24 protein-coding genes and 3 tRNA genes are annotated in these 21,589 nt (G+C 72.6%); 21 read left to right on the top strand and 6 right to left on the bottom strand.

Going from position 1 to position 21,589, the window contains the following annotated elements:
• Positions 1–8: 8 nt before the first annotated feature.
• From BUE44_RS20590 to BUE44_RS20575, 4 genes are all read left to right on the top strand, one after another.
• Positions 9–728, top strand: coding sequence for an HAD family hydrolase (locus tag BUE44_RS20590; protein ID WP_073500438.1), 720 nt, complete (start codon positions 9–11; stop codon positions 726–728).
• A gap of 83 nt (positions 729–811) precedes the next feature.
• Positions 812–883, top strand: a tRNA-Gln gene (locus tag BUE44_RS20585).
• Positions 884–896: 13 nt separating this feature from the next.
• Positions 897–969: transfer RNA gene (locus BUE44_RS20580), tRNA-Glu, on the top strand.
• A 67-nt stretch (positions 970–1,036) separates the two neighbouring features.
• Positions 1,037–1,109, top strand: a tRNA-Glu gene (locus BUE44_RS20575).
• A 137-nt stretch (positions 1,110–1,246) separates the two neighbouring features.
• On the opposite strand, the gene ndgR is transcribed toward BUE44_RS20575, so the two are convergent.
• Positions 1,247–1,963: an IclR family transcriptional regulator NdgR gene (gene ndgR / locus BUE44_RS20570; RefSeq protein ID WP_033173104.1), complete on the bottom strand. Its 717-nt coding sequence runs from the start codon at positions 1,961–1,963 to the stop codon at positions 1,247–1,249.
• 144 nt (positions 1,964–2,107) lie between these two features.
• On the opposite strand from ndgR, the gene leuC reads away from it, so the two are divergent.
• The 4 genes from leuC (at position 2,108) to BUE44_RS20550 (ending at position 5,280) form a co-directional block, all read left to right on the top strand.
• Positions 2,108–3,532 carry a 3-isopropylmalate dehydratase large subunit gene (gene leuC, locus BUE44_RS20565; RefSeq protein ID WP_073500437.1) on the top strand — a complete coding sequence of 475 codons (1,425 nt, stop codon included), beginning with the start codon at positions 2,108–2,110 and terminating at the stop codon, positions 3,530–3,532.
• Between the two features lie 5 nt (positions 3,533–3,537).
• On the top strand, positions 3,538–4,131 hold the full coding sequence (leuD, locus tag BUE44_RS20560) for a 3-isopropylmalate dehydratase small subunit (protein WP_073500436.1): 594 nt from the start codon (positions 3,538–3,540) through the stop codon (positions 4,129–4,131).
• 189 nt (positions 4,132–4,320) lie between these two features.
• A complete protein-coding gene (locus tag BUE44_RS20555) occupies positions 4,321–4,545 on the top strand; it encodes an SCO5555 family protein (protein ID WP_073500435.1) in 225 nt (74 codons plus the stop codon).
• Positions 4,546–4,677: 132 nt separating this feature from the next.
• Positions 4,678–5,280: an HU family DNA-binding protein gene (locus BUE44_RS20550; RefSeq protein WP_073500434.1), complete on the top strand. Its 603-nt coding sequence runs from the start codon at positions 4,678–4,680 to the stop codon at positions 5,278–5,280.
• Between the two features lie 129 nt (positions 5,281–5,409).
• Here BUE44_RS20550 and BUE44_RS20545 read toward each other — a convergent pair whose 3' ends face one another.
• Together BUE44_RS20545 and cofC are read right to left on the bottom strand one after the other, a co-directional pair.
• Positions 5,410–5,628, bottom strand: a complete 219-nt coding sequence (locus BUE44_RS20545) for a hypothetical protein (protein ID WP_073500433.1) — start codon at positions 5,626–5,628, stop codon at positions 5,410–5,412.
• Positions 5,629–5,760: 132 nt separating this feature from the next.
• The gene (cofC, locus tag BUE44_RS20540; protein WP_073500432.1) at positions 5,761–6,387 is read right to left on the bottom strand and encodes a 2-phospho-L-lactate guanylyltransferase; all 627 of its coding nucleotides are present in this window, start codon (positions 6,385–6,387) and stop codon (positions 5,761–5,763) included.
• A 128-nt stretch (positions 6,388–6,515) separates the two neighbouring features.
• Between cofC and BUE44_RS20535 the strand changes: the two genes are divergently transcribed.
• Genes BUE44_RS20535 through BUE44_RS20525 form a run of 3 tightly spaced genes read left to right on the top strand, consistent with a single transcriptional unit; the run spans position 6,516 to position 9,436 of the window.
• The gene (locus BUE44_RS20535; protein WP_073500431.1) at positions 6,516–7,238 is read left to right on the top strand and encodes a lysophospholipid acyltransferase family protein; all 723 of its coding nucleotides are present in this window, start codon (positions 6,516–6,518) and stop codon (positions 7,236–7,238) included.
• On the top strand, positions 7,235–8,236 hold the full coding sequence (locus tag BUE44_RS20530; protein ID WP_073500430.1) for an NAD(P)H-dependent glycerol-3-phosphate dehydrogenase: 1,002 nt from the start codon (positions 7,235–7,237) through the stop codon (positions 8,234–8,236). The genes BUE44_RS20535 and BUE44_RS20530 overlap by 4 nt, the downstream gene beginning before the upstream one ends.
• Positions 8,237–8,248: 12 nt before the next feature.
• On the top strand, positions 8,249–9,436 hold the full coding sequence (locus tag BUE44_RS20525) for a D-alanine--D-alanine ligase family protein (RefSeq protein ID WP_073500429.1): 1,188 nt from the start codon (positions 8,249–8,251) through the stop codon (positions 9,434–9,436).
• 48 nt (positions 9,437–9,484) lie between these two features.
• Here BUE44_RS20525 and BUE44_RS20520 read toward each other — a convergent pair whose 3' ends face one another.
• Both BUE44_RS20520 and BUE44_RS20515 read right to left on the bottom strand, forming a co-directional pair.
• Positions 9,485–9,973 carry a DUF3515 domain-containing protein gene (locus BUE44_RS20520; protein WP_073500428.1) on the bottom strand — a complete coding sequence of 163 codons (489 nt, stop codon included), beginning with the start codon at positions 9,971–9,973 and terminating at the stop codon, positions 9,485–9,487.
• Positions 9,974–9,992: 19 nt separating this feature from the next.
• The gene (locus tag BUE44_RS20515) at positions 9,993–10,226 is read right to left on the bottom strand and encodes an Lrp/AsnC family transcriptional regulator (protein ID WP_073500427.1); all 234 of its coding nucleotides are present in this window, start codon (positions 10,224–10,226) and stop codon (positions 9,993–9,995) included.
• Positions 10,227–10,384: 158 nt separating this feature from the next.
• On the opposite strand from BUE44_RS20515, the gene BUE44_RS20510 reads away from it, so the two are divergent.
• Both BUE44_RS20510 and thiD read left to right on the top strand, forming a co-directional pair.
• Entirely contained in the window at positions 10,385–11,350 is a 966-nt protein-coding gene (locus tag BUE44_RS20510) for a thiamine-phosphate kinase (protein WP_073500426.1), read from the top strand.
• Positions 11,347–12,156, top strand: a complete 810-nt coding sequence (gene thiD / locus BUE44_RS20505; RefSeq protein ID WP_073500425.1) for a bifunctional hydroxymethylpyrimidine kinase/phosphomethylpyrimidine kinase — start codon at positions 11,347–11,349, stop codon at positions 12,154–12,156. The genes BUE44_RS20510 and thiD overlap by 4 nt, the downstream gene beginning before the upstream one ends.
• A 121-nt stretch (positions 12,157–12,277) precedes the next feature.
• On the opposite strand, the gene rpmB is transcribed toward thiD, so the two are convergent.
• Positions 12,278–12,463 carry a 50S ribosomal protein L28 gene (gene rpmB / locus BUE44_RS20500; RefSeq protein WP_033173090.1) on the bottom strand — a complete coding sequence of 62 codons (186 nt, stop codon included), beginning with the start codon at positions 12,461–12,463 and terminating at the stop codon, positions 12,278–12,280.
• Positions 12,464–12,922: 459 nt separating this feature from the next.
• On the opposite strand from rpmB, the gene BUE44_RS35895 reads away from it, so the two are divergent.
• The 8 genes from BUE44_RS35895 to rnc all read left to right on the top strand — a co-directional run bounded on the left by BUE44_RS35895 (position 12,923) and on the right by rnc (position 21,528).
• Positions 12,923–15,211 (top strand): DAK2 domain-containing protein, encoded by a 2,289-nt coding sequence (locus tag BUE44_RS35895; protein WP_079189909.1) that lies wholly within the window; start codon positions 12,923–12,925, stop codon positions 15,209–15,211.
• 47 nt (positions 15,212–15,258) lie between these two features.
• On the top strand, positions 15,259–17,460 hold the full coding sequence (recG, locus tag BUE44_RS20485) for an ATP-dependent DNA helicase RecG (RefSeq protein ID WP_073500424.1): 2,202 nt from the start codon (positions 15,259–15,261) through the stop codon (positions 17,458–17,460).
• Positions 17,461–17,566: 106 nt separating this feature from the next.
• Positions 17,567–18,148 carry a 16S rRNA (guanine(966)-N(2))-methyltransferase RsmD gene (gene rsmD, locus BUE44_RS20480; protein WP_073500423.1) on the top strand — a complete coding sequence of 194 codons (582 nt, stop codon included), beginning with the start codon at positions 17,567–17,569 and terminating at the stop codon, positions 18,146–18,148.
• Between the two features lie 23 nt (positions 18,149–18,171).
• Entirely contained in the window at positions 18,172–18,651 is a 480-nt protein-coding gene (coaD, locus tag BUE44_RS20475; protein WP_073500422.1) for a pantetheine-phosphate adenylyltransferase, read from the top strand.
• Between the two features lie 10 nt (positions 18,652–18,661).
• On the top strand, positions 18,662–19,810 hold the full coding sequence (locus BUE44_RS20470; protein WP_073500421.1) for an ATP synthase F0 subunit B: 1,149 nt from the start codon (positions 18,662–18,664) through the stop codon (positions 19,808–19,810).
• Positions 19,811–19,959: 149 nt separating this feature from the next.
• Positions 19,960–20,583: a YceD family protein gene (locus tag BUE44_RS20465; protein ID WP_073500420.1), complete on the top strand. Its 624-nt coding sequence runs from the start codon at positions 19,960–19,962 to the stop codon at positions 20,581–20,583.
• Between the two features lie 2 nt (positions 20,584–20,585).
• Positions 20,586–20,759: a 50S ribosomal protein L32 gene (rpmF, locus tag BUE44_RS20460; RefSeq protein WP_073500419.1), complete on the top strand. Its 174-nt coding sequence runs from the start codon at positions 20,586–20,588 to the stop codon at positions 20,757–20,759.
• A 19-nt stretch (positions 20,760–20,778) separates the two neighbouring features.
• A complete protein-coding gene (gene rnc / locus BUE44_RS20455) occupies positions 20,779–21,528 on the top strand; it encodes a ribonuclease III (RefSeq protein WP_073500418.1) in 750 nt (249 codons plus the stop codon).
• The last annotated feature ends 61 nt before the right edge of the window (positions 21,529–21,589 follow it).

Raw genomic sequence — 21,589 nt, 5'->3', positions numbered from 1 at the left:
TTGGCCGTATGGCGATCCGTGCGGTGCTCTGGGACATCGACGACACGATCTTCGACTACGGGAGCGCCGAGCGCACCGGCATGCGGCGCCACCTGGACCACGAGGGCCTGCCCGACGGCTGTGACAGCGTCGAGCGGGCCCTCGACCTGTGGCGGGAGCTGACCGTCGAGCACTGGCGGCGCTTCGCCGCGGGCGAGTGCGACTTCGAGGGGCAGCGCAGGGGGCGGGTGCGGGACTTCCTGGGGGCGCCGCTGACCGACGCCGAGGCCGAGGAGTGGTTCGAGCGGCACAAGGTCCACTACGAGGCCGCCTGGGCGCTCTTCCCCGACACGCTGCCGGCGCTGGACGGCCTGGCCGACGGCTACCGGCACGCGGTGCTGTCCAACTCCGCCTTCGCCCACCAGGACCGCAAGCTGCGCGTCCTGGGCGTCAGGGACCGCTTCGAGGTGCTGCTGTGCGCGGCGGAGCTGGGCGTCTCCAAGCCCGAGGCGGAGGCCTTCCACGCCGCCTGCCGGGCGCTGGGTCTGGAGCCGCACGAGGTCGCCTACGTCGGCAACGAGCCGGACATCGACGCCCGCGGCGCGGCCGAGGCGGGCCTGCTCGGCATCTGGCTGGACCGGCAGGGGGCCGGCGGACGCCCGGAGCTGGCCCGGATCACCGGGCTCGGCGAGCTGCCCGCGCTGCTCCGCCCCGATACCCGTTTTGGAGCGGTGTCCCTGATCGGGTAATGTTCTTCCTGCGCCGCCCGAGAGGGCCGAAAGGCCCGGCCGGGAGCGCGAGCCGAACAATACCCGCAGGGGTTGCGTTTTGGTGGGGTATGGTGTAATTGGCAACACGGCTGATTCTGGTTCAGTTGTTCTAGGTTCGAGTCCTGGTACCCCAGCGCATGTGTGCAAGCCCCCGTTGTGTAGCGGCCTAGCACGCCGCCCTCTCAAGGCGGTAGCGCCGGTTCGAATCCGGTCGGGGGTACAGATCCTTTCATTCCGTTTCCACCGGGTCGCTCCCGGCCGTGACGACGCGAGGATCGCCAAAGCTCGCCCCCGTTGTGTAGCGGCCTAGCACGCCGCCCTCTCAAGGCGGTAGCGCCGGTTCGAATCCGGTCGGGGGTACGCATCTGCGGAAGTCGAAAAAGTGGAGCCCGTCGCCTGTGCGACGGGCTTCCGCCGTTCCTGGGCCCGGGCCCCGCGGCGCCCGCCCGCCACGGCCCGCGGGGACGGCGCGGGCCGGGCCGGGCGGGCCGGCAGGGTCAGCCGGAGCGGCGCAGCGCCTCGGAGAGCCGGGCGGCGGCGTCCACCACGGCCTGGGCGTGCATACGGCCCGGGTGCCGGGTCAGCCGCTCGATGGGGCCCGACACCGACACGGCGGCCACCACCCGGTTCGACGGGCCCCGCACCGGCGCGGACACCGACGCCACGCCCGGCTCGCGCTCGCCGATCGACTGCGACCAGCCCCTGCGGCGCACCCCGGACAGCGCGGTCGCGGTGAAGCGCGCGCCCTGCAGACCGCGGTGCAGCCGCTCCGGCTCCTCCCAGGCCATCAGCACCTGGGCGGCCGAGCCGGCCTTCATCGGCAGCGTGGAGCCCACCGGCACGGTGTCCCGCAGGCCGGACAGCCGCTCCGCGGCCGCCACGCAGATCCGCATGTCGCCCTGCCGGCGATAGAGCTGGGCGCTCTCGCCGGTCACATCCCGCAGGTGCGTGAGCACCGGACCCGCCGTGGCGAGCAGCCGGTCCTCGCCCGCGGCGGCGGCCAGTTCGGACAGCCGCGGCCCGAGGATGAATCGGCCCTGCATGTCGCGGGCCACCATGCGATGGTGTTCGAGCGCGACCGCCAGCCGGTGCGCGGTGGGGCGGGCGAGGCCCGTGGCGCCGACAAGTCCGGCCAGGGTGGCCGGTCCTGACTCCAGTGCGCTGAGCACCAGAGCAGCCTTGTCGAGAACGCCGACGCCGCTAGAGTTGTCCATGCAACGATACTCGCGTCTCACACTGTGAAACGCAAGTTCAATTTTCCCGCGCAGCCGTCAGGCTGGGAGCACGGCGCGGAAGACAGCGCGGAACACACACCGAGTTGGCCCGGGGCGAAGAAGACCGGGGCCGGAGGGACAGCGATGGGTAGGACACTCGCGGAAAAAGTCTGGGACGACCATGTCGTCCGCCGCGCCGAAGGTGAGCCCGATCTGCTCTTCATCGATCTCCACCTCCTCCATGAGGTGACCAGTCCCCAGGCGTTCGACGGGCTGCGGATGAACGGCCGGCCGGTGCGCCGCACGGACCTCACCATCGCCACCGAGGACCACAACACCCCGACCCTCGACATCGACAAGCCGATCGCCGACCCGGTCTCGCGCACCCAGCTGGAGACGCTGCGCAAGAACTGCGCCGAGTTCGGCGTGCGGCTGCACCCGCTCGGCGACGTCGAGCAGGGCGTCGTGCACGTGGTGGGACCGCAGCTGGGCCTGACCCAGCCGGGCACCACGGTCGTCTGCGGCGACAGCCACACCTCCACCCACGGCGCCTTCGGCGCGCTGGCGTTCGGCATCGGCACCTCGCAGGTCGAGCACGTGCTGGCCACCCAGACGCTGCCGCTGGCCCCCTTCCGGACCATGGCCGTCACCGTCGACGGCGAACTGCCCGCGGACGTCACCGCCAAGGACCTGATCCTCGCCGTGATCACGAAGATCGGCACCGGCGGCGGCCAGGGCTATGTCATCGAATACCGCGGCTCGGCCATCGAGAAGCTGTCGATGGAGTCCCGGATGACCATCTGCAACATGTCGATCGAGGCGGGCGCGCGGGCCGGCATGATCGCCCCCGACCAGATCACCTTCGACTACCTCGAAGGGCGCGACCACGCCCCCGCCGGCGACGACTGGGACGCGGCGCTCGCGTACTGGAAGACGCTGCGCACCGACGAGGACGCGGTCTTCGACCACGAGGTGCGGATCGACGCGAGCACGCTGGCGCCGTTCGTCACCTGGGGCACCAACCCCGGCCAGGGCGCGCCGCTGAGCGCGTCGGTGCCCGACCCGGCCTCCTTCGCCGACCCCGGCGACCGGCTGTCGGCCGAGAAGGCGCTGGAGTACATGGGCCTGGCCGCGGGGCAGCCGCTGCGCGAGGTCGCCGTGGACACCGTCTTCGTCGGCTCGTGCACCAACGGCCGGATCGAGGACCTGCGCGCCGCCGCGTCCGTCGTGCAGGGCCGCAAGGTCGCCGACGGCGTCCGGATGCTGGTCGTACCCGGCTCCGTACGGGTCGCGCTGCAGGCCGTGCACGAGGGCCTGGACAAGGTGTTCACCGAGGCCGGCGCCGAATGGCGGCACGCGGGTTGCTCGATGTGTCTGGGCATGAACCCCGACCAACTCGCGCCCGGTGAGCGCTCCGCGTCCACCTCCAACCGCAACTTCGAAGGACGGCAGGGCAAGGGCGGCCGTACGCACCTGGTCTCGCCGCAGGTGGCCGCCGCCACCGCGGTACTGGGCCACCTCGCCTCGCCCGCCGACCTGTCCGACGCCCCTGTCCTGACGGAGGTCTGAGCCCGATGGAAGCCTTCACCACCCACACCGGCCGGGCCGTGCCGCTGCGTCGCGGCAATGTCGACACCGACCAGATCATCCCGGCGCACTGGCTCAAGAAGGTCACCCGCAACGGCTTCGAGGACGGGCTGTTCGAGGCCTGGCGCAAGGACGAGACCTTCGTCCTCAACGCCCCCGAGCGCAAGGGCGCCACCGTCCTGGTCGCCGGGCCCGACTTCGGCACCGGCTCGTCCCGCGAGCATGCCGTGTGGGCACTGCAGAACTACGGCTTCAAAACCGTGCTCTCGTCCCGCTTCGCGGACATCTTCCGCGGCAACTCGCTCAAGAACGGCCTGCTCACGGTGGTGCTGCCGCAGGAGACCATCGAGCGGCTGTGGCAGTTGACCGAGGCCGACCCGACCGCCGAGATCACCGTGGACCTGGTGGACCGCGAGGTCCGCGCCGAGGGCCTGACCGCGCCGTTCGAGCTGGACGACAACGCCCGCTGGCGGCTGCTCGAAGGGCTGGACGACATCAGCCTGACGCTGGCCAACGAGGCGGACATCGCCGCCTTCGAAAGCCGCCGGCCGTCCTACAAGCCCAGCACCGTCAAGGTCTGACCCGTCCCGTCAGGACACCGAAGCGCCCTCCGCGAGTTCGCGGGGGGCGCTTCTCCGTGTGCCCGCGGCCGCGTTTGACGTGGGTTGGGTGGGCCCTCCCGGTCGTCCAAAAGTCCGGTGGAAGGCCACCGGAACACCCGGTTGGCCCTGCCGCCGCCGACAACTCGCCGCAGATGGCACAATCGACCCATGGAACGCGACGGCCAACTCCAGCTCTACGGGGTTCTCGCCGCGCGTCTGAAGCAGGCGCACACGCGGGTGGCCAATCCCGAAGTCCCTGATGAGACCAGGCGGGAGTTGACTCGCAGGCTGCTCGCGGTGACCGCCGCGGCGAAGCACGACCTCGCCGACGCGGCACGGCGGCTGGACGTGCTGACAGCCGAGTTGGACGACCTGGGAATCCCCGATCGCTGATCACGCAGGCCCCCGAGTTCGTTGCGGCACAAGGGTGATTCGCCCGTTTCGTATTTGATTTGCGGTATATATCCGCCTAGCGTGCGAAAAGGCCCGCACTCATTCGCCGGGCAAGTTTCCGAAGGGGAAGACGTGAACAAGGCGCAGCTCGTAGAAGCGATTGCCGACAAGGTAGGCGGCCGGCAGGCCGCCGCGGACGCGGTTGACGCGGTTCTCGACGCGATCGTCCGCGCGGTGGTCTCCGGCGACCGGGTCTCGGTCACCGGATTCGGTTCGTTCGAGAAGGTGGAACGCCCGGCCCGCTACGCTCGCAACCCCCAGACCGGGGAGCGGGTCAGGGTCAAGAAGACCTCCGTACCGCGGTTCCGTGCGGGTCAGGGCTTCAAGGACCTGGTCAGCGGGGCCAAGAAGCTCCCGCGCGGCGGCGAGGTCTCGGTCAAGAAGGCCCCCAAGGGCAGCCTGAGCGGTGGTGCTTCCACCACCGCGCGGACCAGCACCAAGAAGGCCGCGGCCAAGAAGGCCACCACGGCCCGCAAGGCCGCCGCCAAGAAGGCCGCCCCCGCCAAGAAGACCGCCGCGAAGACCACCGCGGCCAAGAAGACCGCCACCAAGCAGGCGGCGGGCAAGAAGACCGCGGCCAAGAAGGCCCCGGCCAAGAAGGCCACCGCCAAGAAGACGCCGGGCAAGAAGACCGCGGCGCGAAAGACCACCGCCAAGCGGGCCGCCGCGAGCTAGCGACTGGCGCCGCCGGACGACCGCGACGGGCCGGGCATCCCGAAATGGGGTTGCCCGGCCCGCGCCGTTCTCCCGCCGGCCGTGTGCCCGGGCCCGGCCCGGCTCACGCGCCCGCGCCCGCGCCGCGCCTCAGGCGCCCGGGTCCGGATACGTCTGCAGCGTCACGAAGACCACCCGCCGCGCGTCGCCCTCGCCCTCGGTGCGGATCCGCACCCGCTGTCCGACCCGCAGCAGCCGCAGGCCGCCCGCGTCGAAGGCCGCGGCGTCGAACGCCACCGGCGTCCCGTCGTCCAGCAGCACGCTGCCCGCCCGGGTGCCGGCATCAAAGGTGAACGCGGTGGCTTGCATGGCACCAGCCTAGGGCCTGTCCGGCGGGTCCTGGCGGGCGTGCGACGCGATGCACGGCACCGGACGCCGCAGGCTGATCCGCCACGATCCGCCGGACAGGCCCTGAAGGGCGCCGCGCGCCGGCTGCAAATGTCAGGCGGTGCGGGCCGGGAAGAGCAGCGCGGTCCGCGGACCCAGGCCCAGCGCGCGGGCCGCGTCGAGGTCCGCCGCGGTGTCCACGTCCTGCCGCACCGAAGCCACCCCCGCGAGCGTGATCTCACGCGCCCCCGACGCGAGATGGCGGGCCCGCGAGGCGCCGCCGAAGCCGGGGGAGAGCGCGACACCCGGGGACGCGGTGAGCAAGGTTGTCCCAGGGCCCGCCGTATCGGCCAGGAAAGCCCGCCCCGGCAGCCGGGCGGCCTCCCTGAGGACCTCTGCCAGCTCGGCGGGCCGCAAGGCCGGGAGATCGCCGTTCAGCGCCCCGACCGCCGCCGCCGGGCGCCGCTGCCGTACGAGATCGGCGCCGTAGCGCAGAGCCGCGTTCAGCCCGGCCGCCGGCACGTCGGCCACCACGAGCGCCCCCAGCCCGGCCACTTCCGCGCCCGCCGTCGGATCGTCGGTGACGACCGTGACATCCGCCACCTCACCGCACGCCAGCACGGCGGCCACCGTGTCCAGCGCGAACGCCAGCGCCAGCGCCGGGCGTACCGCCCCCGCCGCCTCCGCAAGCCTGCTCTTGGCCACCGCCAGCGGCTTGAGCGGCACCACGAGCGACCACATAGCCGTCACATCCACCTCACCATTGTCACCGAGTGTCAGAGGTGCCCCCCGGCGCCCGGGAACCTGGCGTTAGTCTCTGGTAGCCGCGATGCTGAGCGGCAGCGCCATCGCAACGTAGAGGAGTCCGGGTGTCCCGCCGCAGAATCGGTTTCTGGTACCGCCTGGCGGCTGTCATCGCGAAACCGCCGCTCATTGTGCTGTTCAAGCGGGATTGGCGGGGAATGGAGCACATTCCCGCCGACGAAGGATTCATCACGGCGGTGAACCACAACTCGTACCTCGACCCGCTGTCGTATGCGCATTTCCAGTACAACACCGGCCGCGTGCCCCGCTTCCTCGCCAAGGCCGCGCTGTTCAAACCGTTCTTCGTCGGCACGATGCTGCGCGGCACCGGCCAGATCCCGGTCTTCCGGGAGACCACCGACGCCGCCAACGCCTTCCGCGCCGCCGTCGCCGCGATCGAGGCCGGCGAGTGCGTGGCCTTCTACCCGGAAGGCACCCTCACCCGCGACCCCGAGATGTGGCCGATGGTCTCCAAGACCGGCATCGCCCGGGTCGCCCTGCTCACCAAGGCCCCCGTCATCCCGGTCGCCCAATGGGGCGCCAACGAGGCCGTGCCGCCGTACGCGAAGGACAGGAAGGTCCGCCTGCTGCCCCGCAAGACGCTGCGCGTGCTGGCCGGGCCGCCCGTCGACCTCGACGCCTTCTACGGCCAGGAGCCCACCGCGGAGACGCTGCGAGCGGTCACCGAGACCATCATGCGCAGCGTCACGGAACTGCTCGCCGAACTGCGCGAAGAGCCTGCCCCCGACGGGCTCTACGACCCGCGCAGGGCACGGGAGGGCAAGTGACGGCGCGCTGCGCGGTCTACGGCACCGGCTCGTGGGGCACCGCCTTCGCGATGGTGCTCGCCGACGCCGGGTGCCAGGTGTCGCTGTGGGGCCGCAGGCCGGCCCTGGTCGACGCGATCAACACCACCCGGCGCAACCCGGAATACCACCCAGGGCTGGAACTGCCCGCGAACGTCACCGCCACCGCCGACCCGGCGCTGGCCGCGCGCGACGCCGAGTTGGTCTTCATCACCGTGCCCTCGCAGACCCTGCGCGGCAACCTCGCCGAGTGGGCGCCGCTGCTGCGCGGCGACGCGGTCCTGGTCAGCCTGATGAAAGGCGTCGAGCTGGGCACCGCCAAGCGGATGAGCGAGGTGATCGAGGAGGTCGCCAAGACCGGGCCCGACCGGGTCGCCGTGCTGTCCGGGCCCAACCTGGCGCCGGAGATCGCCGACCGGCAGCCCGCCGCCTCCGTCGTCGCCTGCCGGGACGACGCCGTCGCCCGCCGCATCCAGGCCGCCTGCCACACCGCGTACTTCCGCCCGTACACCAACACCGACGTCGTCGGCTGCGAACTGGGCGGCGCGGTCAAGAACGTGATCGGCCTGGCCGTCGGCATCGCCGACGGCATGGGGCTGGGCGACAACACCAAGGCGTCGCTGATCACCCGCGGCCTGGCCGAGACCACCAGGCTGGGCCTGGCGATGGGCGCCGACGCGCACACCTTCGCGGGCCTGGCCGGCATGGGCGACCTGGTCGCCACCTGCTCCTCGCCGCTGTCCCGCAACCACACCTTCGGCACCAACCTCGGCCGCGGCATGAGCCTCGCCGAGACGATCGCGGTCACCCGGCAGACCGCGGAGGGCGTCAAGTCCTGCGAGTCGGTGGCCGATCTCGCCCGCCGCCACGGCGTGGACATGCCGATCACGGAGACCGTGGTCGATATCGTGCACAACGGAAAGCCGCCGGTCGTGGCCGTGCGGGAGTTGATGTCACGCTCCGCGAAGTCCGAAAGGTAAGGTCAACGCGACATGAGCAACCTGCCTTCTCCCCAGAGTCCGGGACCCGACGAGAGCGCCGCCCCTCCGGCGCCGTCCGGTTACGCACGCAAGCCGCGGGTCGCCGTCGTCTTCGGCGGCCGCAGCTCCGAGCACGGTGTCTCGGTGGTGACCGCGGCAAGCCTGCTGCGCGCCATCGACCGCACCAAATACGACGTCCTGCCGATCGGCATCACCGGCGAGGGCCGCTGGGCGCTCACCGCGGACGCGCCCGACCGGATGGCGATCACCGACCGCACCATGCCCACCGTGGAGCAGGTCACCGACGAGGAGGGCGCCGTCGTCCTGCCCGTCGACCCGGCCAACCGCGAGGTCGTCTACACCGAGACCGGCGCCGTCCCCAAGGCACTCGGCGAGGTCGACGTCGTCTTCCCGCTGCTGCACGGCCCCTACGGCGAGGACGGCACCCTGCAGGGGCTGCTCGAACTGTCCGGCGTCCCTTACGTCGGCGCGGGCGTGCTCGCCTCCGCCGTCGGCATGGACAAGGAGTACATGAAGCGGGTCTTCACCTCCTTCGGCCTGGCCGTCGGCCCCTACACCGTGGTCCGCCCGCGCGAGTGGGACCGCGACCCGGCCGCGGTCCGCGACCGCCTCGTCGGCTTCGCCGCCGAGCACGGCTGGCCGCTGTTCGTGAAGCCCGCCCGCGGCGGCTCCTCCTTCGGCATCAGCAAGGTCGACGGGCCCGAGGGGCTGGACGAGGCCATCGCCGAGGCCCGCAGGCACGACCCCAAGCTCGTCGTCGAGGCGCTGCTGCGCGGCCGCGAGATCGAGTGCGGGGTACTGGAGTTCGAGGACGGCCCGCGCGCCTCCGTGCCAGCCGAGATCCCGCCGGTCACCACGCACGCCTTCTACGACTTCGAAGCGAAGTACATCGACTCGGCCGAGGGCATCGTGCCCGCGCCGCTCACCCCCGAGCAGACCGCCGAGGTGCAGCGGCTCGCCGTCGCCGCCTTCGACGCCGTCTCCTGCGAGGGCCTGGTGCGCGCGGACTTCTTCCTGCTCGACAGCGGCGAGTTCGTGATCAACGAGATCAACACGATGCCGGGCTTCACCCCGATCTCGATGTACCCGCGGATGTGGCAGGAGAGCGGCGTCGACTACCCCGAACTGGTCGACCGGCTCATCCAGGCGGCGCTGCGCCGCTCCACCGGACTGCGCTGAAACGTCCCTGCGTGACGTAGGCCGGTGAGCGCGGTCGGCGGCAGCGCGTCACAGATCCGGAATCGTCTGCTTGACGGCGCCGGCGAGATCGGTCAGCGGGCCGAGATCGCCGGCGTCGGCGTACTTCTTCGGCAGCGTGACCTCGACGTACGCCTGGCGCAGCGTCGTGGTCAGCAGCCGCGACCCGGTGGAGCCGGGCTCCACCGACCAGCTGACCCCGTCCACCTCGACCCCGACCGCGTTGGGATTGTTGTCCACCGCGGGCCGCGGCACCCCGCAGCGCAGTACGATCGCCGGGTCCCCCCATCCGGTGATCAGCTCGGAGCGCGGTCGCAGGTCATGCCGGGAGAGCCCAGCCACCTGCTGCGGCAGCGCGTCGTGCAGCGCGCGGCAGTAGCCGGCCGTACGCGCGTCGGGAACCGGTACGGCGATGGTGCCGTCGCTGCCTGCGGACTCGGCGAAACCATAGGCCGCCGCCGCGGCAAGGCACGCGACGGCGGACACGTTGATCAGGACGACCCGGTGATACAGCGTCATCGGGCGAGCATATCGAGGGCTAGATATGGACGACGGGGCAGGTGAGGGTCCGGGTGATGCCGTCCACCTGCTGGACCTTGGCGACCACCATCCGGCCGAGTTCGTCGACCGTGTCCGCCCGGGCCCTGACGATGACGTCATAGGGACCCGTGACGTCCTCGGCCTGGATGACACCGTCGATCTTGGAGATCACCTCCGCTACTGCCGAGGCCTTGCCGACCTCGGTCTGGATCAGGATGTAGGCCTGTACCACGGAACCTCCAGGGCGGCTACGAGGATCATGTGGGAGGGGGACGCCACGTTATCGCGTCGTCGCGCACAGCGGGGAGACCCGCGCGGTACCTGACCCCCGTATTGACGGGAAATCACGCAGCAGAACCGGCGAATGCCGAGACCTAAGGGGACGATGAGATGAAGGGGACTGTGGGCGAGTTGGGGGAGTTCGGGCTCATCAGGGAACTGACCTCCCGCCTCACCTCGACCCCGGCCGTGAAAATCGGCCCCGGTGACGACGCCGCCGTCATCACCGCGCCCGACCGGCGGGTGGTGGCCAGCACCGACATCCTGGTCGAGGGCCGGCACTTCCGCCGCGACTGGTCCACCGCCTACGACGTCGGCCGCAAGGCCGCCGCGCAGAACCTGGCGGACATCGCCGCCATGGGCGCCGTCCCCACCGCCGTGCTGCTCGGCCTGGTCGTGCCCGCCGAACTCCCCGCCACCTGGCCGGTCGAGCTGATGGACGGTATCCGCGACGAGTGCCAGGTCGCCGGCGCGGCCGTCGTCGGCGGCGACGTCGTCCGCGGCGACACCATCACCGTGGCCGTCACCGCGCTCGGCGACCTGCGCAACCGGGCCGCCGTCACCCGGGCGGGGGCGCGCCCCGGCGACGTCATCGCCGTCACCGGCTGGCTCGGCTGGTCCGCCGCCGGACTCGCCGTCCTGTCCCGCGGCTTCCGCTCCCCGCGTGCCTTCGTCGAGGCCCACCGCCGCCCCGAACCCCCTTACCACGCGGGCCCCGCGGCGGCGGAACTCGGCGCCACCGCCATGACCGACGTCAGCGACGGCCTGGTCGCCGACCTCGGCCACATCGCCACGGCCAGCGGCGCCGACATCGACCTGCGGTCCGCCGCCGTCGACGTGCCCGCGCAGATGACCGACATCGGGCAGGCCGTCGGCGTCGACCCGCTGCACTGGGTGCTCACCGGCGGCGAGGACCACGCCATCGTCGCCGCCTTCCCGCCCGACGTGAAACTGCCCGCCCGCTGGCGGGTCATCGGCACGGTCACCGCACCCGCCGGCCGCACCCCGCAGGTCACCGTCGACGGTGCGCCCTGGGAGAAGGCGGGCGGCTGGGACCACTTCGGCGACGACGCGTGAACGTCCCGACCGCGCCCCCGCGGGTGCTCACCGTCGCCGGATCCGACTCCGGCGGGGGCGCCGGCATCCAGGCCGACCTCAAGACGATGCTCGCCCTCGGCGTCCACGGCATGAGCGTGATCACCGCCGTGACCGCGCAGAACTCGCTCGGCGTGCACGGCACCTGGGACCTGCCGGCCGAAGCCGTACGCGCGCAGTTCCGAGCCGTCGTCGACGACATCGGGGTGCAGGCCGTCAAGACCGGCATGCTCGCCTCGGCCGAACTGGCCGGCACCGTCGCCGACCTGCTCACCGGGCTCGACGCCCCCGTCGTCGTCGACCCCGTCGGAGTCTCCAAGCACGGCGACGCCCTGCTGCGCGGCGACGCGCCCGACGTCGTACGCACCAGGCTGCTGCCGCTGGCCACCGTCGCCACACCCAACCTGGACGAGGTCACCCGGCTCACCGGCATCACCGTCACCGACGAGCAGGGCATGCGGGCCGCCGCCGACGCCGTCCTGGCCTGCGGCCCGCGCTGGGCCCTGATCAAGGGCGGCCACCTGCCCGGCAGCACCGAATGCGCCGACCTGCTCACCGACGGCCGCACCGAACGCTGGTTCCGCGCCCCGCGCCACCCCGGTCCCCACACCCACGGCACCGGTTGCACCCTGGCCGGCGCACTGGCCTCGTACCTCGCCCTCGGCCACGACGTCCCCACCGCCGTCGGCCTGGCGAAGACCTACGTCACCGGCGCGATCGCGGCCGGCTTCCCCCTTGGCGCGGGCATCGGCCCGGTCGACCACGGCCACGCTCTGCGCGCACGCTGAAAAGCCGGCCCACCCGAAGGTGGACCGGCTTCTCCGGAGCCGGAAGGCTGCGCCGCTGCGAGATGACGCGTCAGCGCGGACCGGGTCCCTTCCACCCCGGGGGGCGGAGGGGGGTCACTCGCTAGCGCGAGACCTTGCCGGCCTTGATGCACGAGGTGCAGACATTGAGCCGCTTCGGCGTCTTCCCCACGACTGCACGCACCCGCTGGATGTTGGGGTTCCAACGACGCGGGGTACGGCGGTGCGAGTGGGAAATGCTGTTGCCGAAGCCCGGCCCCTTGCCGCAGACGTCGCAGTTGGCAGCCACGGGACACTCCAAGACTTCAGATACATTTACGAGGAAAAGCCCGGGAGAACCCCAGGCAACCGGAGCAGCATACAACGACTGCTCCCATGCCACGAAACTACCACGCTCCCACCCACCCCCGACCCACGCCCGCGCGCCAGCGCGCACCGCAGGGGATCGCCCCGGGGGCGCGGGGAACTGCGCGCCCAGCCACGACGCGGCCGCGGGCAGGCGACGCACCGCAGGGGGCAGGACCCCCGGGCCGGGGGCAGGCGACGCACCGCAAGCGGCAGGCCCTCAGGGGCGCGGGAAACTGCGCGCCAAGCCACGACCCGGCCGCGGGCAGACGACGCACCGCAGGCGGCAGGACCCCACGGCCGCGGGAAACCGCAGCACCGGCCCCCGCCGGAAGGGCGAAACCGGAGCCACCCGGGAGACGGCTACGCTCGGGCGGAGAAATCGCTCTCCGCAGGAGGATTCGTGCCGCCCTCGCTCGACGCACCCACGGTGCGCACTTGGTGCCGGCTCGCCCTCGCCGCACTGGGCCGCGCCCGCGAAGAGATCGACGCGATCAACGTCTACCCCGTCGCCGACGGCGACACCGGCACGAACCTCTACCTCACCGTCGAGTCCGCCGCGCAAAGTGTGGAAGCCGTCTTCGACGCCCACGCGGCGGCGGACTCGACGGCGGACCCTGCCGCGGGGGCCGCGGGGACGGCGGCCGGCCCGACACTGCCCGAGGCGTTCCGGGCGATGTCCCACGGCGCCCTCATCGGTGCCCGCGGCAACTCCGGCACGATCCTGGCCCAGTTGCTGCGCGGCATGAACGGACCGCTGACCGAGGACGCCGGCGGCCCGGACGCCACGGCGCTGCGCCGCGCGCTGCGGTCGGCCGCGGACTCGGCGTACGAGGCCGTCGCCCGCCCGGTCGAGGGCACGATCCTCACCGTGGCGAGGGCCGCGGCGAGCGCGGCCGAAGCGGCGGTCGGCGGCCTGGCCGAGGTGGTACGCGCGGCCCACACCGGCGCCCGCACGGCACTGGCGGCGACTCCCGCCCAGCTCGGCGTACTGCGCAACGCGGGCGTCGTGGACGCCGGAGGCCTCGGCCTGGTCGCGGTACTGGCGGCACTGTCCGACGCGGTAACGGGCGACACGGCCACCACACCGGGCGCGCCCGTCGCCCCGGCGGCCGGCCGAGCCCACGCTGGGCCAACGGTCGCTGCCGAGGCGACGGCGGATGCCGCGACAGTCCCGACCGACAGATTGCCGGGCGCCACCGCCGCCGAGGCCGGTGCCGTGGAAGGCCCGGCGGCCACGCCGGCTCATCGCACCCAGGTTGGCGGGCCATCGACGGATGCGGATGCGGGGGTCCCGACCGGCGGACGTACAACAGCCGCAGGCGCCCAGGGAGCGACGCCACCCCACGGCACTGGGCCGACGCCCGCCGCGGAGGCGGGTCCGGACGCGGCCCAGGCAGCCATGCCTGCCCAGGGCGCTGGGCCGACCGCGGCCGCCGAGGGCGCTGGTGCGGCCGCCAGGTCGCCGGGCGCCGTCACCGCGGAGGCGGCTTCGGGGGCCGCCCAGGGAGCGATGCCCCCCCACGGCACTGGGCAAAAGCCCGCCGCGGAGGCGGGTCCGGGTGCCGCCCAGGCGGCCATGCCCAGCCAGAGCGCCGGGCGAACGGCCGCCGCCGAGGCGACGGCGGATGCCGCGGGCAGCCTGACCGGCAGGTCGCCGCTCGCGACCGCCGCGGAGGCGGGTTCGGGCAGCGCCCCGGCGGCCATGCCCGCCCAGGCCGCCGGGCCGACGGCCGCCGCCGAGGCGACGGCCCCGGCCGGCGGGCCGGAGGACTGCCAGGCCGTTGGCGGGCCGGCCTTCGAGGTGGTCTACCTCCTGGAGGCGGCGAACGCCGCGATCCCGCCGCTGCGGGCCCGGCTCGACCGGCTCGGGGACTCCCTCGTCGTGGTCGGCGGGGACGGGCTGTGGAGTGTGCACGTGCACGTCGACGACGTGGGGGCCGCCGTCGAGGCGGGGATCGAGGCCGGGCGGCCCTACCGGATTCGCGTCACGCATTTCGGCGAGCAGGTGAGCGGCGGGGCCGGGCGGCCCGAGCGGGCGGTCGTGGCGCTGGTGCGGGGGGACGGGATGGCGGAGTTGTGCGCGCAGGCCGGCGCCACCGTCGTCGCCGTGCGGGCCGGTGAGCAGCCGGCGAGCGGTGACATCGCCGCCGCGATCCGCCGGGCGCGCGCCCGCGAGGTGATAGTGCTGCCGAACGACACGGAGCTGCGGCACACGGCGGCCGCCGCCGTGGAGCAGGCCCGTGCGGACGGGGTGCGGGTCGCGCTGATCCCGACCCGCTCCGCGGTCCAGGGGATCGCGGCGCTGGCCGTCCACGAGCCGTCCCGCCGCTTCGACGAGGACGTCGTGGCGATGACGTCCGCGGCGGGCGCCACGCGCTACGCGGAGGTGGCCGTCGCCGAGCGCGAGTCGTGGACGATGGCGGGCGTCTGCCAGGCCGGCGACGTCCTCGGGCTGATCGACGGCGACGTGGCCGTGATCGGCGCCGACGTCACGGAGACCGCCGTCCGCGTGCTGGACAGGATGCTGGCGGCGGGCGGCGAGATGGTCACCCTCGTGCTCGGCGCCACCGCGCCGCCGGGGCTCGCGGCCCGCCTGGAGTCGCACGTCCGCGGCAGACATCTGGCGGTGGACACCGTGACGTACGACGGCGGGCAGGCGGCCTGCCCGCTGCTGATCGGCGTGGAGTAGCGGAGCGGTCGCCGGTTTGTCAGGGGGGTGCGCCAAGATGGAGGGCGATGACTGGCAACCCGTTGGACGAACCGCTGCGCAAGCTCGTCGGCGACCGCACCGCGAAGGTGCTCGGCGAGCATCTCGACCTGCACACCACAGGTGACCTGCTGCACCACTACCCGCGGCGGTATGCCGAGCGCGGGGAGCTGACGCGGCTGGCCGACCTCCCGGTCGACGAGTACGTGACCGTGGTGGCGCAGATTTCCAAGGCGGACAAGCGGACGTACGGCGGCGGCTCGGGCGTACGCCTCGAAGTCGTCGTCAGCGACGGCAGCGGGTCGCTGACGCTGGTGTTCTTCAGCAAGGCCGCCCACGCGCACGCTCACCGGCTGATCCCGGGGCGCCGCGGGATGTTCTCCGGGAAGGTGTCGGTCTTCAACCGGACCCGGCAGCTCGCCCACCCCGACTACCAGCTGCTGGACGCGGACGACGCGGGCGAGGCGGCGGTCGACGCCTTCGCCAACCGGCTGATCCCGCTCTATCCGGCGTGCAAGCAGATCACCTCGTGGAAGATCGCGCAGGCCGTCGAGACGGCGCTCAATTCGCTGGCGGCCACCGGCTGGGAGGGCGTCGGCGAGCCGCTGCCCGACGAGCTGCGCGCGGTGCGCGGTCTCGCGCCGCTGCCCGAGGCGCTGGAGAAGGTGCACCGGCCGCGGTCGAAGGCCGACATCGCCGCGGCCAGGGACCGGCTGCGCTGGGACGAGGCCTTCGTGCTCCAGGTGGCGCTGGCCCGGCGGCGGGCGGCGGAGTCCGCGCTGGCCGCGGTGCCGCGCCGCCCGGCCGCCGACGGGCTGCTCGCCGCCTTCGACGCGAAGCTGCCCTTCACCCTCACCGACGGCCAGCGCACCGTGTCCGACGAGGTCTTCGCCGACCTGGCCACCGACCACCCGATGCACCGGCTGCTCCAGGGCGAGGTCGGCTCCGGCAAGACCCTGGTGGCGCTGCGGGCGATGCTCGGGGTGGTCGACGCGGGCGGGCAGGCCGCGATGCTGGCGCCGACCGAGGTGCTCGCGCAGCAGCACCACCGGTCGATCACCGAGATGATGGGGGAGCTGGCGGAGTCGGCGAGCATGCTCGGCGGCGCCGAGCTGGGCACGAAGGTGGTGCTGCTGACCGGCTCGATGGGCACCGCCGCCCGCCGGCAGGCGCTGCTCGACCTGGTGACGGGCGAGGCGGGGATCGTGGTGGGCACCCACGCGCTGATCGAGGACAAGGTCAAATTCCATGACCTGGGGCTGGTCGTGGTGGACGAGCAGCACCGCTTCGGCGTCGAGCAGCGCGACGCGTTGCGGGCCAAGGCGCCGCAGCCGCCGCACCTGCTGGTGATGACCGCCACGCCGATCCCGCGGACGGTCGCGATGACCGTCTTCGGCGACCTGGAGACCTCGGTGCTCGACCAGCTGCCCGCCGGGCGTTCGCCGATCGCGACCCACGTCGTACCGGCGGCGGAGAAGCCGCACTTCCTCAGCCGGGCCTGGGAGCGGGTGCGCGAGGAGGTCGAGGGCGGGCACCAGGCGTACGTGGTGTGCCCGCGCATCGGTGACGACGAGGACACCAAGGCCGCGGCGAAGAAGGCCGACGACGCCGAGCGCAGGCCGCCGCTCGCGGTGCTGGAGATCGCCGAGCAGATCGCCGCGGGACCGCTGAGCGGGTTGCGTGTCGAGGTCCTGCACGGGCGGATGGCCCCGGACGCGAAGGACGACGTGATGCGGCGCTTCGCGGGCGGCGAGGTGGACGTGCTGGTGGCGACCACGGTGATCGAGGTCGGGGTGAACGTGCCCAATGCCACCGCCATGGTGATCATGGACGCGGACCGGTTCGGCGTCTCGCAGCTGCACCAGCTGCGCGGCCGGGTGGGTCGCGGTTCCGCCGCCGGCCTGTGCCTGCTGGTCTCCGAGGCGCCCGAGGCGAGCCCGGCGCGCGGCCGGCTCGACGCGGTGGCCGGCACCCTGGACGGCTTCGAGCTGTCCGAGATCGACCTCCAGCAGCGCCGCGAGGGCGATGTGCTGGGCCAGGCGCAGTCCGGCAGCAGGTCGTCGCTGCGGATGCTGACGGTGATCGAGGACCGGGAGGTCATCGAGCAGGCCAGGCAGGAGGCCGTCGCCGTGGTCGCCGCCGACCCCGATCTGGCCGGCCACCCCGACCTGCGCAGCGCCCTGGACAGCCTGCTGGACGCCGACCGCGAGCAGTATCTCGACAAGGGCTGAGGCGCGGCCGGGGCGAGGGCCGCGGCAGGCAGGGGCAGGCGCCGCACGGGAGCCGACCGCCCCGGCCGGATAGGGTGCGAAGGGTGAGGCGAAGGGTGGGCAGCAGATGACGCGCGTGATCGCCGGGGCGGCCGGCGGCCGGCGGCTTGCCGTACCGCCGGGCACCGCCACCCGGCCGACCTCGGACCGGGCCAAGGAAGGGCTCTTCTCGACCCTGCAGTCGCTGCGCGGCACCCTGGCGGGCGCCAGGGTCATGGACCTCTACGGGGGCTCGGGCGCCGTCGGCCTCGAAGCGCTGTCGCGTGGCGCCGCCCATGTGCTGCTGGCCGAGGCCGACCCGCGGGCGGCCCGTACGATCCGGGAGAATGCCGCGGCGATCGGGCTGCCGGGCGCCGAGGTGCGCGCCGGGAAGGCCGAGAAGGTGGTCGCGGGACCGCCGCCCGCCGAGCCGTACGACGTGGTCTTCCTCGACCCGCCCTACGACACCCCGGCCGAGGACCTGCGGGAGATTCTGCTCACACTCCTGGCCGGCGGCTGGCTCGCGCCCGACACACTGGTCACCGTGGAACGCAGGACCAGGGGCGGTGACTTCGACTGGCCGTCCGGCTTCGAGGAACTGCGCTCCCGGCGGTACGGCGAGGCGACTCTTTGGTACGGTCGCGCCGCCCAAGTTACCGCCGGGTCATGAGCCCGCAGAGCGAGGAGCCAGCTATGCGCCGCGCAGTCTGTCCCGGGTCCTTCGACCCGGTCACCAACGGACACCTCGACATCATCGCCCGCGCCTCCCGGCTGTACGACGTCGTGCACGTCGCGGTGATGATCAACCAGTCCAAGCAGGGCCTTTTCACCGTGGACGAGCGGATCGCGCTGATCCAGGAGGTCACCGCGGACCTCGGCAACGTGGAGGTGGAGTCCTTCCACGGACTGCTGGTGGACTTCTGCAAGCAGCGCGACATCCCGGCCATCGTCAAGGGCCTGCGCGCCGTCAGCGACTTCGACTACGAGCTGCAGATGGCGCAGATGAACATCGGCCTGTCCGGCGTGGAGACGCTCTTCGTGCCCACCAACCCCGCCTACAGCTTCCTGTCCTCCTCCCTCGTGAAGGAAGTCGCCCAATGGGGCGGGGACATCTCGCACTTGGTCCCGGCCCCGGTTCTCCAGGCGCTGAACACCAAGCTGCGTCAGCGCTAGAGTCTTCGGCGTGGACGTCCAGAAGAAGCTCGATGAGATCGCGGCCACCGTGGCGAACGCCCGGTCGATGCCGATGTCGGCCTCCTGCGTGGTGAACCGGGCCGAGCTGCTCGCCATGCTCGACGAGGTGTCCGCCGCGCTGCCCGACTCCCTCGCCCAGGCCGAGGACCTGCTCGGCGACCGCGAGCAGATGGTCGAACAGGCCAGGGCCGAGGCCCGGCGGATCATCGAGTCGGCGCACGCCGAACGCGGTTCGCTGGTCTCCGAGACGCATGTCGCCCGGCAGTCCAAGGACGAGGCCGACCGGATCGTCGCCGAGGCCCGCCGCGAGGCCGACGAGATCCGCGCCGAGGCCGACGACTACGTCGACAGCAAGCTCGCCAACTTCGAGGTGGTCCTCACCAAGACCATCGGCTCGGTCGACCGCGGCCGCGAGAAGCTGCTCGGCCGCCACCCCGACTTCGACGACCAGGGCTACGCCGAGGACGACCCGGACGCCCCCGAGCGCAGCGCCGACCCCGAGACGCTGCGCCGCCGCGCAGACGAGTACGTCGACACCAAGCTCGGCGCCTTCGAGGCGGTGCTCACCAAGACGCTGGAGGCGGTCGGCCGCGGCCGGCTCAAGCTCACCGGGCACAACCCGATCGACGACCTGGCGGCGCAGATCGCCGCGGCGGACGGCGCCGACCCGCAGCACCACCACCAGCAGTCCGACGCCGACTACCTGGCGGGCCTGGCCGCCCCCGCGCCCGAGCAGGCCGACCTGGCGCAGTACGGCTACGACCCGCAGCCGCAGGCCGCCGAGCCCCCGCAGGAGCCCGCGTACGGCTACCAGCAGGAGGCGTACCCGCAGCCGGGCTACGGCCAGGAGACCGGCGAGGGCTACCAGCAGCAGGAGTACGCCCAGCAGGCCGGCTACGCGGATCCGTACGCCCCGCAGCCGGGCTACGGCCAGGACCAGGGCTACGACTACAGCGGGCAGCCGGGCTACGAGCAGCAGCAGCCCGGCTACGACCAGCAGCAGTATCCGCCGCAGATCCCGTACCAGCAGCAGGGCCAGGGGTATGCGCAGCCGCCCGCGGCGCTGGACGAGACCAGCTTCTTCGACACCGGGATGATCGACCTCAACCGGCTGCGGGAGTTGGAACAGGGCCGCTGACCGGTCCGCCGGGGCGGCCCCGCCCTGCTCCGTTTGGGCGGGGGCTGCGCGTCCAGTATCCTGTCACTTCCAGCCGTGTGAATCGCCGGCGCTTCTGCCTGCCCGCCCGCAAGGGACGCGGCAGGCCGTAACCGAGGAAAGCAGGAGCCCTGAACACCCGCCTTGACCACCGCAACCCGCTCGTGTTCGACACACACGAGCTGGGCAGGCGTCCGGGCGCGATGAAGAAGGTCTCCCGCTCGGTGCCGGCCCCCGACGCCCTCGGCATCGCCGACGTCATCGGAGTGCCGAAGGGCGCCACCGTCAAGCTGGACCTCCGCCTGGAGTCGGTCATGGAGGGTGTGCTGGTCACCGGCACCGCCCATGCACCGGTCACGGGGGAGTGCGTAAGGTGTCTGGAGCCCGTCGAGCGCGAGCTGGACGCGGAATTCCAGGAGATGTTCTCCTACCCCGACGCCGACACCCGGACCGCCCGCAGGGACGAAGCCGGTGACGACGCCGAGGACGAGGACGCGCTTGAACTAGAGGACGATCTCTTCGACCTCGAACCCGTGCTGCGAGACGCGGTGGTGCTCGCACTGCCCATGCAGCCGGTGTGCCGGGAGGACTGCGCGGGCCTGTGCTCCACCTGTGGAGCCCGGCTCGCCGACGACCCGGACCACCACCACGCGGTCACCGACATCCGGTGGGCGGCCCTGCAGGATCTCACCGTGGATCCGACGACCCAGCAGAACGGTGCCGGAAACGGCTCCGACGACGATCAGGAGAAGTAGCCGTGGCTGTTCCCAAGCGGAAGATGTCGCGCAGCAACACGCGCCACCGCCGTTCGCAGTGGAAGGCTGCGCCCGTGAGCCTGGTGGCGTGCGAGCGCTGCCACGAGCCCAAGCTGCAGCACATCGCGTGCCCCAACTGCGGCACCTACAACCGCCGTCAGGTCCTCGACGTCTGATCGGCAGGTGACAGGCTCCATGTCAGACGCCTCAGCGCCGAAGCAGGCCGCGACGGACGCCGCGACGGAAACAGCCTCGTCCCCCACGCTTCTGGAAGGGCGGCTCGGGTATCACCTCGAGCCCGCCCTTCTGGTACGTGCGCTCACCCACCGCTCGTACGCGTACGAGAACGGCGGGCTGCCCACCAACGAGCGGCTGGAGTTCCTCGGGGACTCCGTGCTCGGCCTGGTGGTCACCGACACCCTCTACCGCACCCACCCGGACCTGCCCGAGGGCCAACTGGCCAAGCTGCGGGCCGCGGTGGTCAACTCGCGAGCGCTCGCGGGCGTCAGCCGGGGTCTCGACCTCGGCGCGTTCATCCGCCTGGGCCGCGGTGAAGAGGGCACCGGCGGGCGGGACAAGGCCTCGATCCTCGCGGACACCCTCGAAGCGGTCATCGGCGCCGTCTATCTCGACCAGGGCCTCGACGCGGCCTCCGAGCTGGTCCACCGGCTCTTCGACCCGCTCATCGAGGAGTCCTCCAACCTGGGCGCGGGCCTGGACTGGAAGACCAGCCTCCAGGAGCTGACCGCGAGCGAGAGTCTCGGCGTACCCGAATACATCGTCTCCGAGTCGGGCCCCGACCACGAGAAGACCTTCACGGCTGCCGCCCGCGTCGGTGGTGTCGAGTACGGCACCGGCACCGGCCGCAGCAAGAAGGAAGCCGAGCAGCAGGCGGCCGAGGCCGCCTGGCGCTCCATCCGCAAGACCTCCGCCGCCGCGAGCTGACCGGCGGCTCCGCCGCGCGGGGGTGGGTGAGCTTTTCCTGAGGCGCGGGGAACCGCGCGGC

It is taken from the genome of Actinacidiphila paucisporea (assembly GCF_900142575.1).
Lineage (GTDB): Bacteria > Actinomycetota > Actinomycetes > Streptomycetales > Streptomycetaceae > Actinacidiphila > Actinacidiphila paucisporea.
The sequence above is the reverse complement of the archived record's forward strand: the minus strand, read 5'-3'. Positions and strand labels throughout refer to the sequence as shown.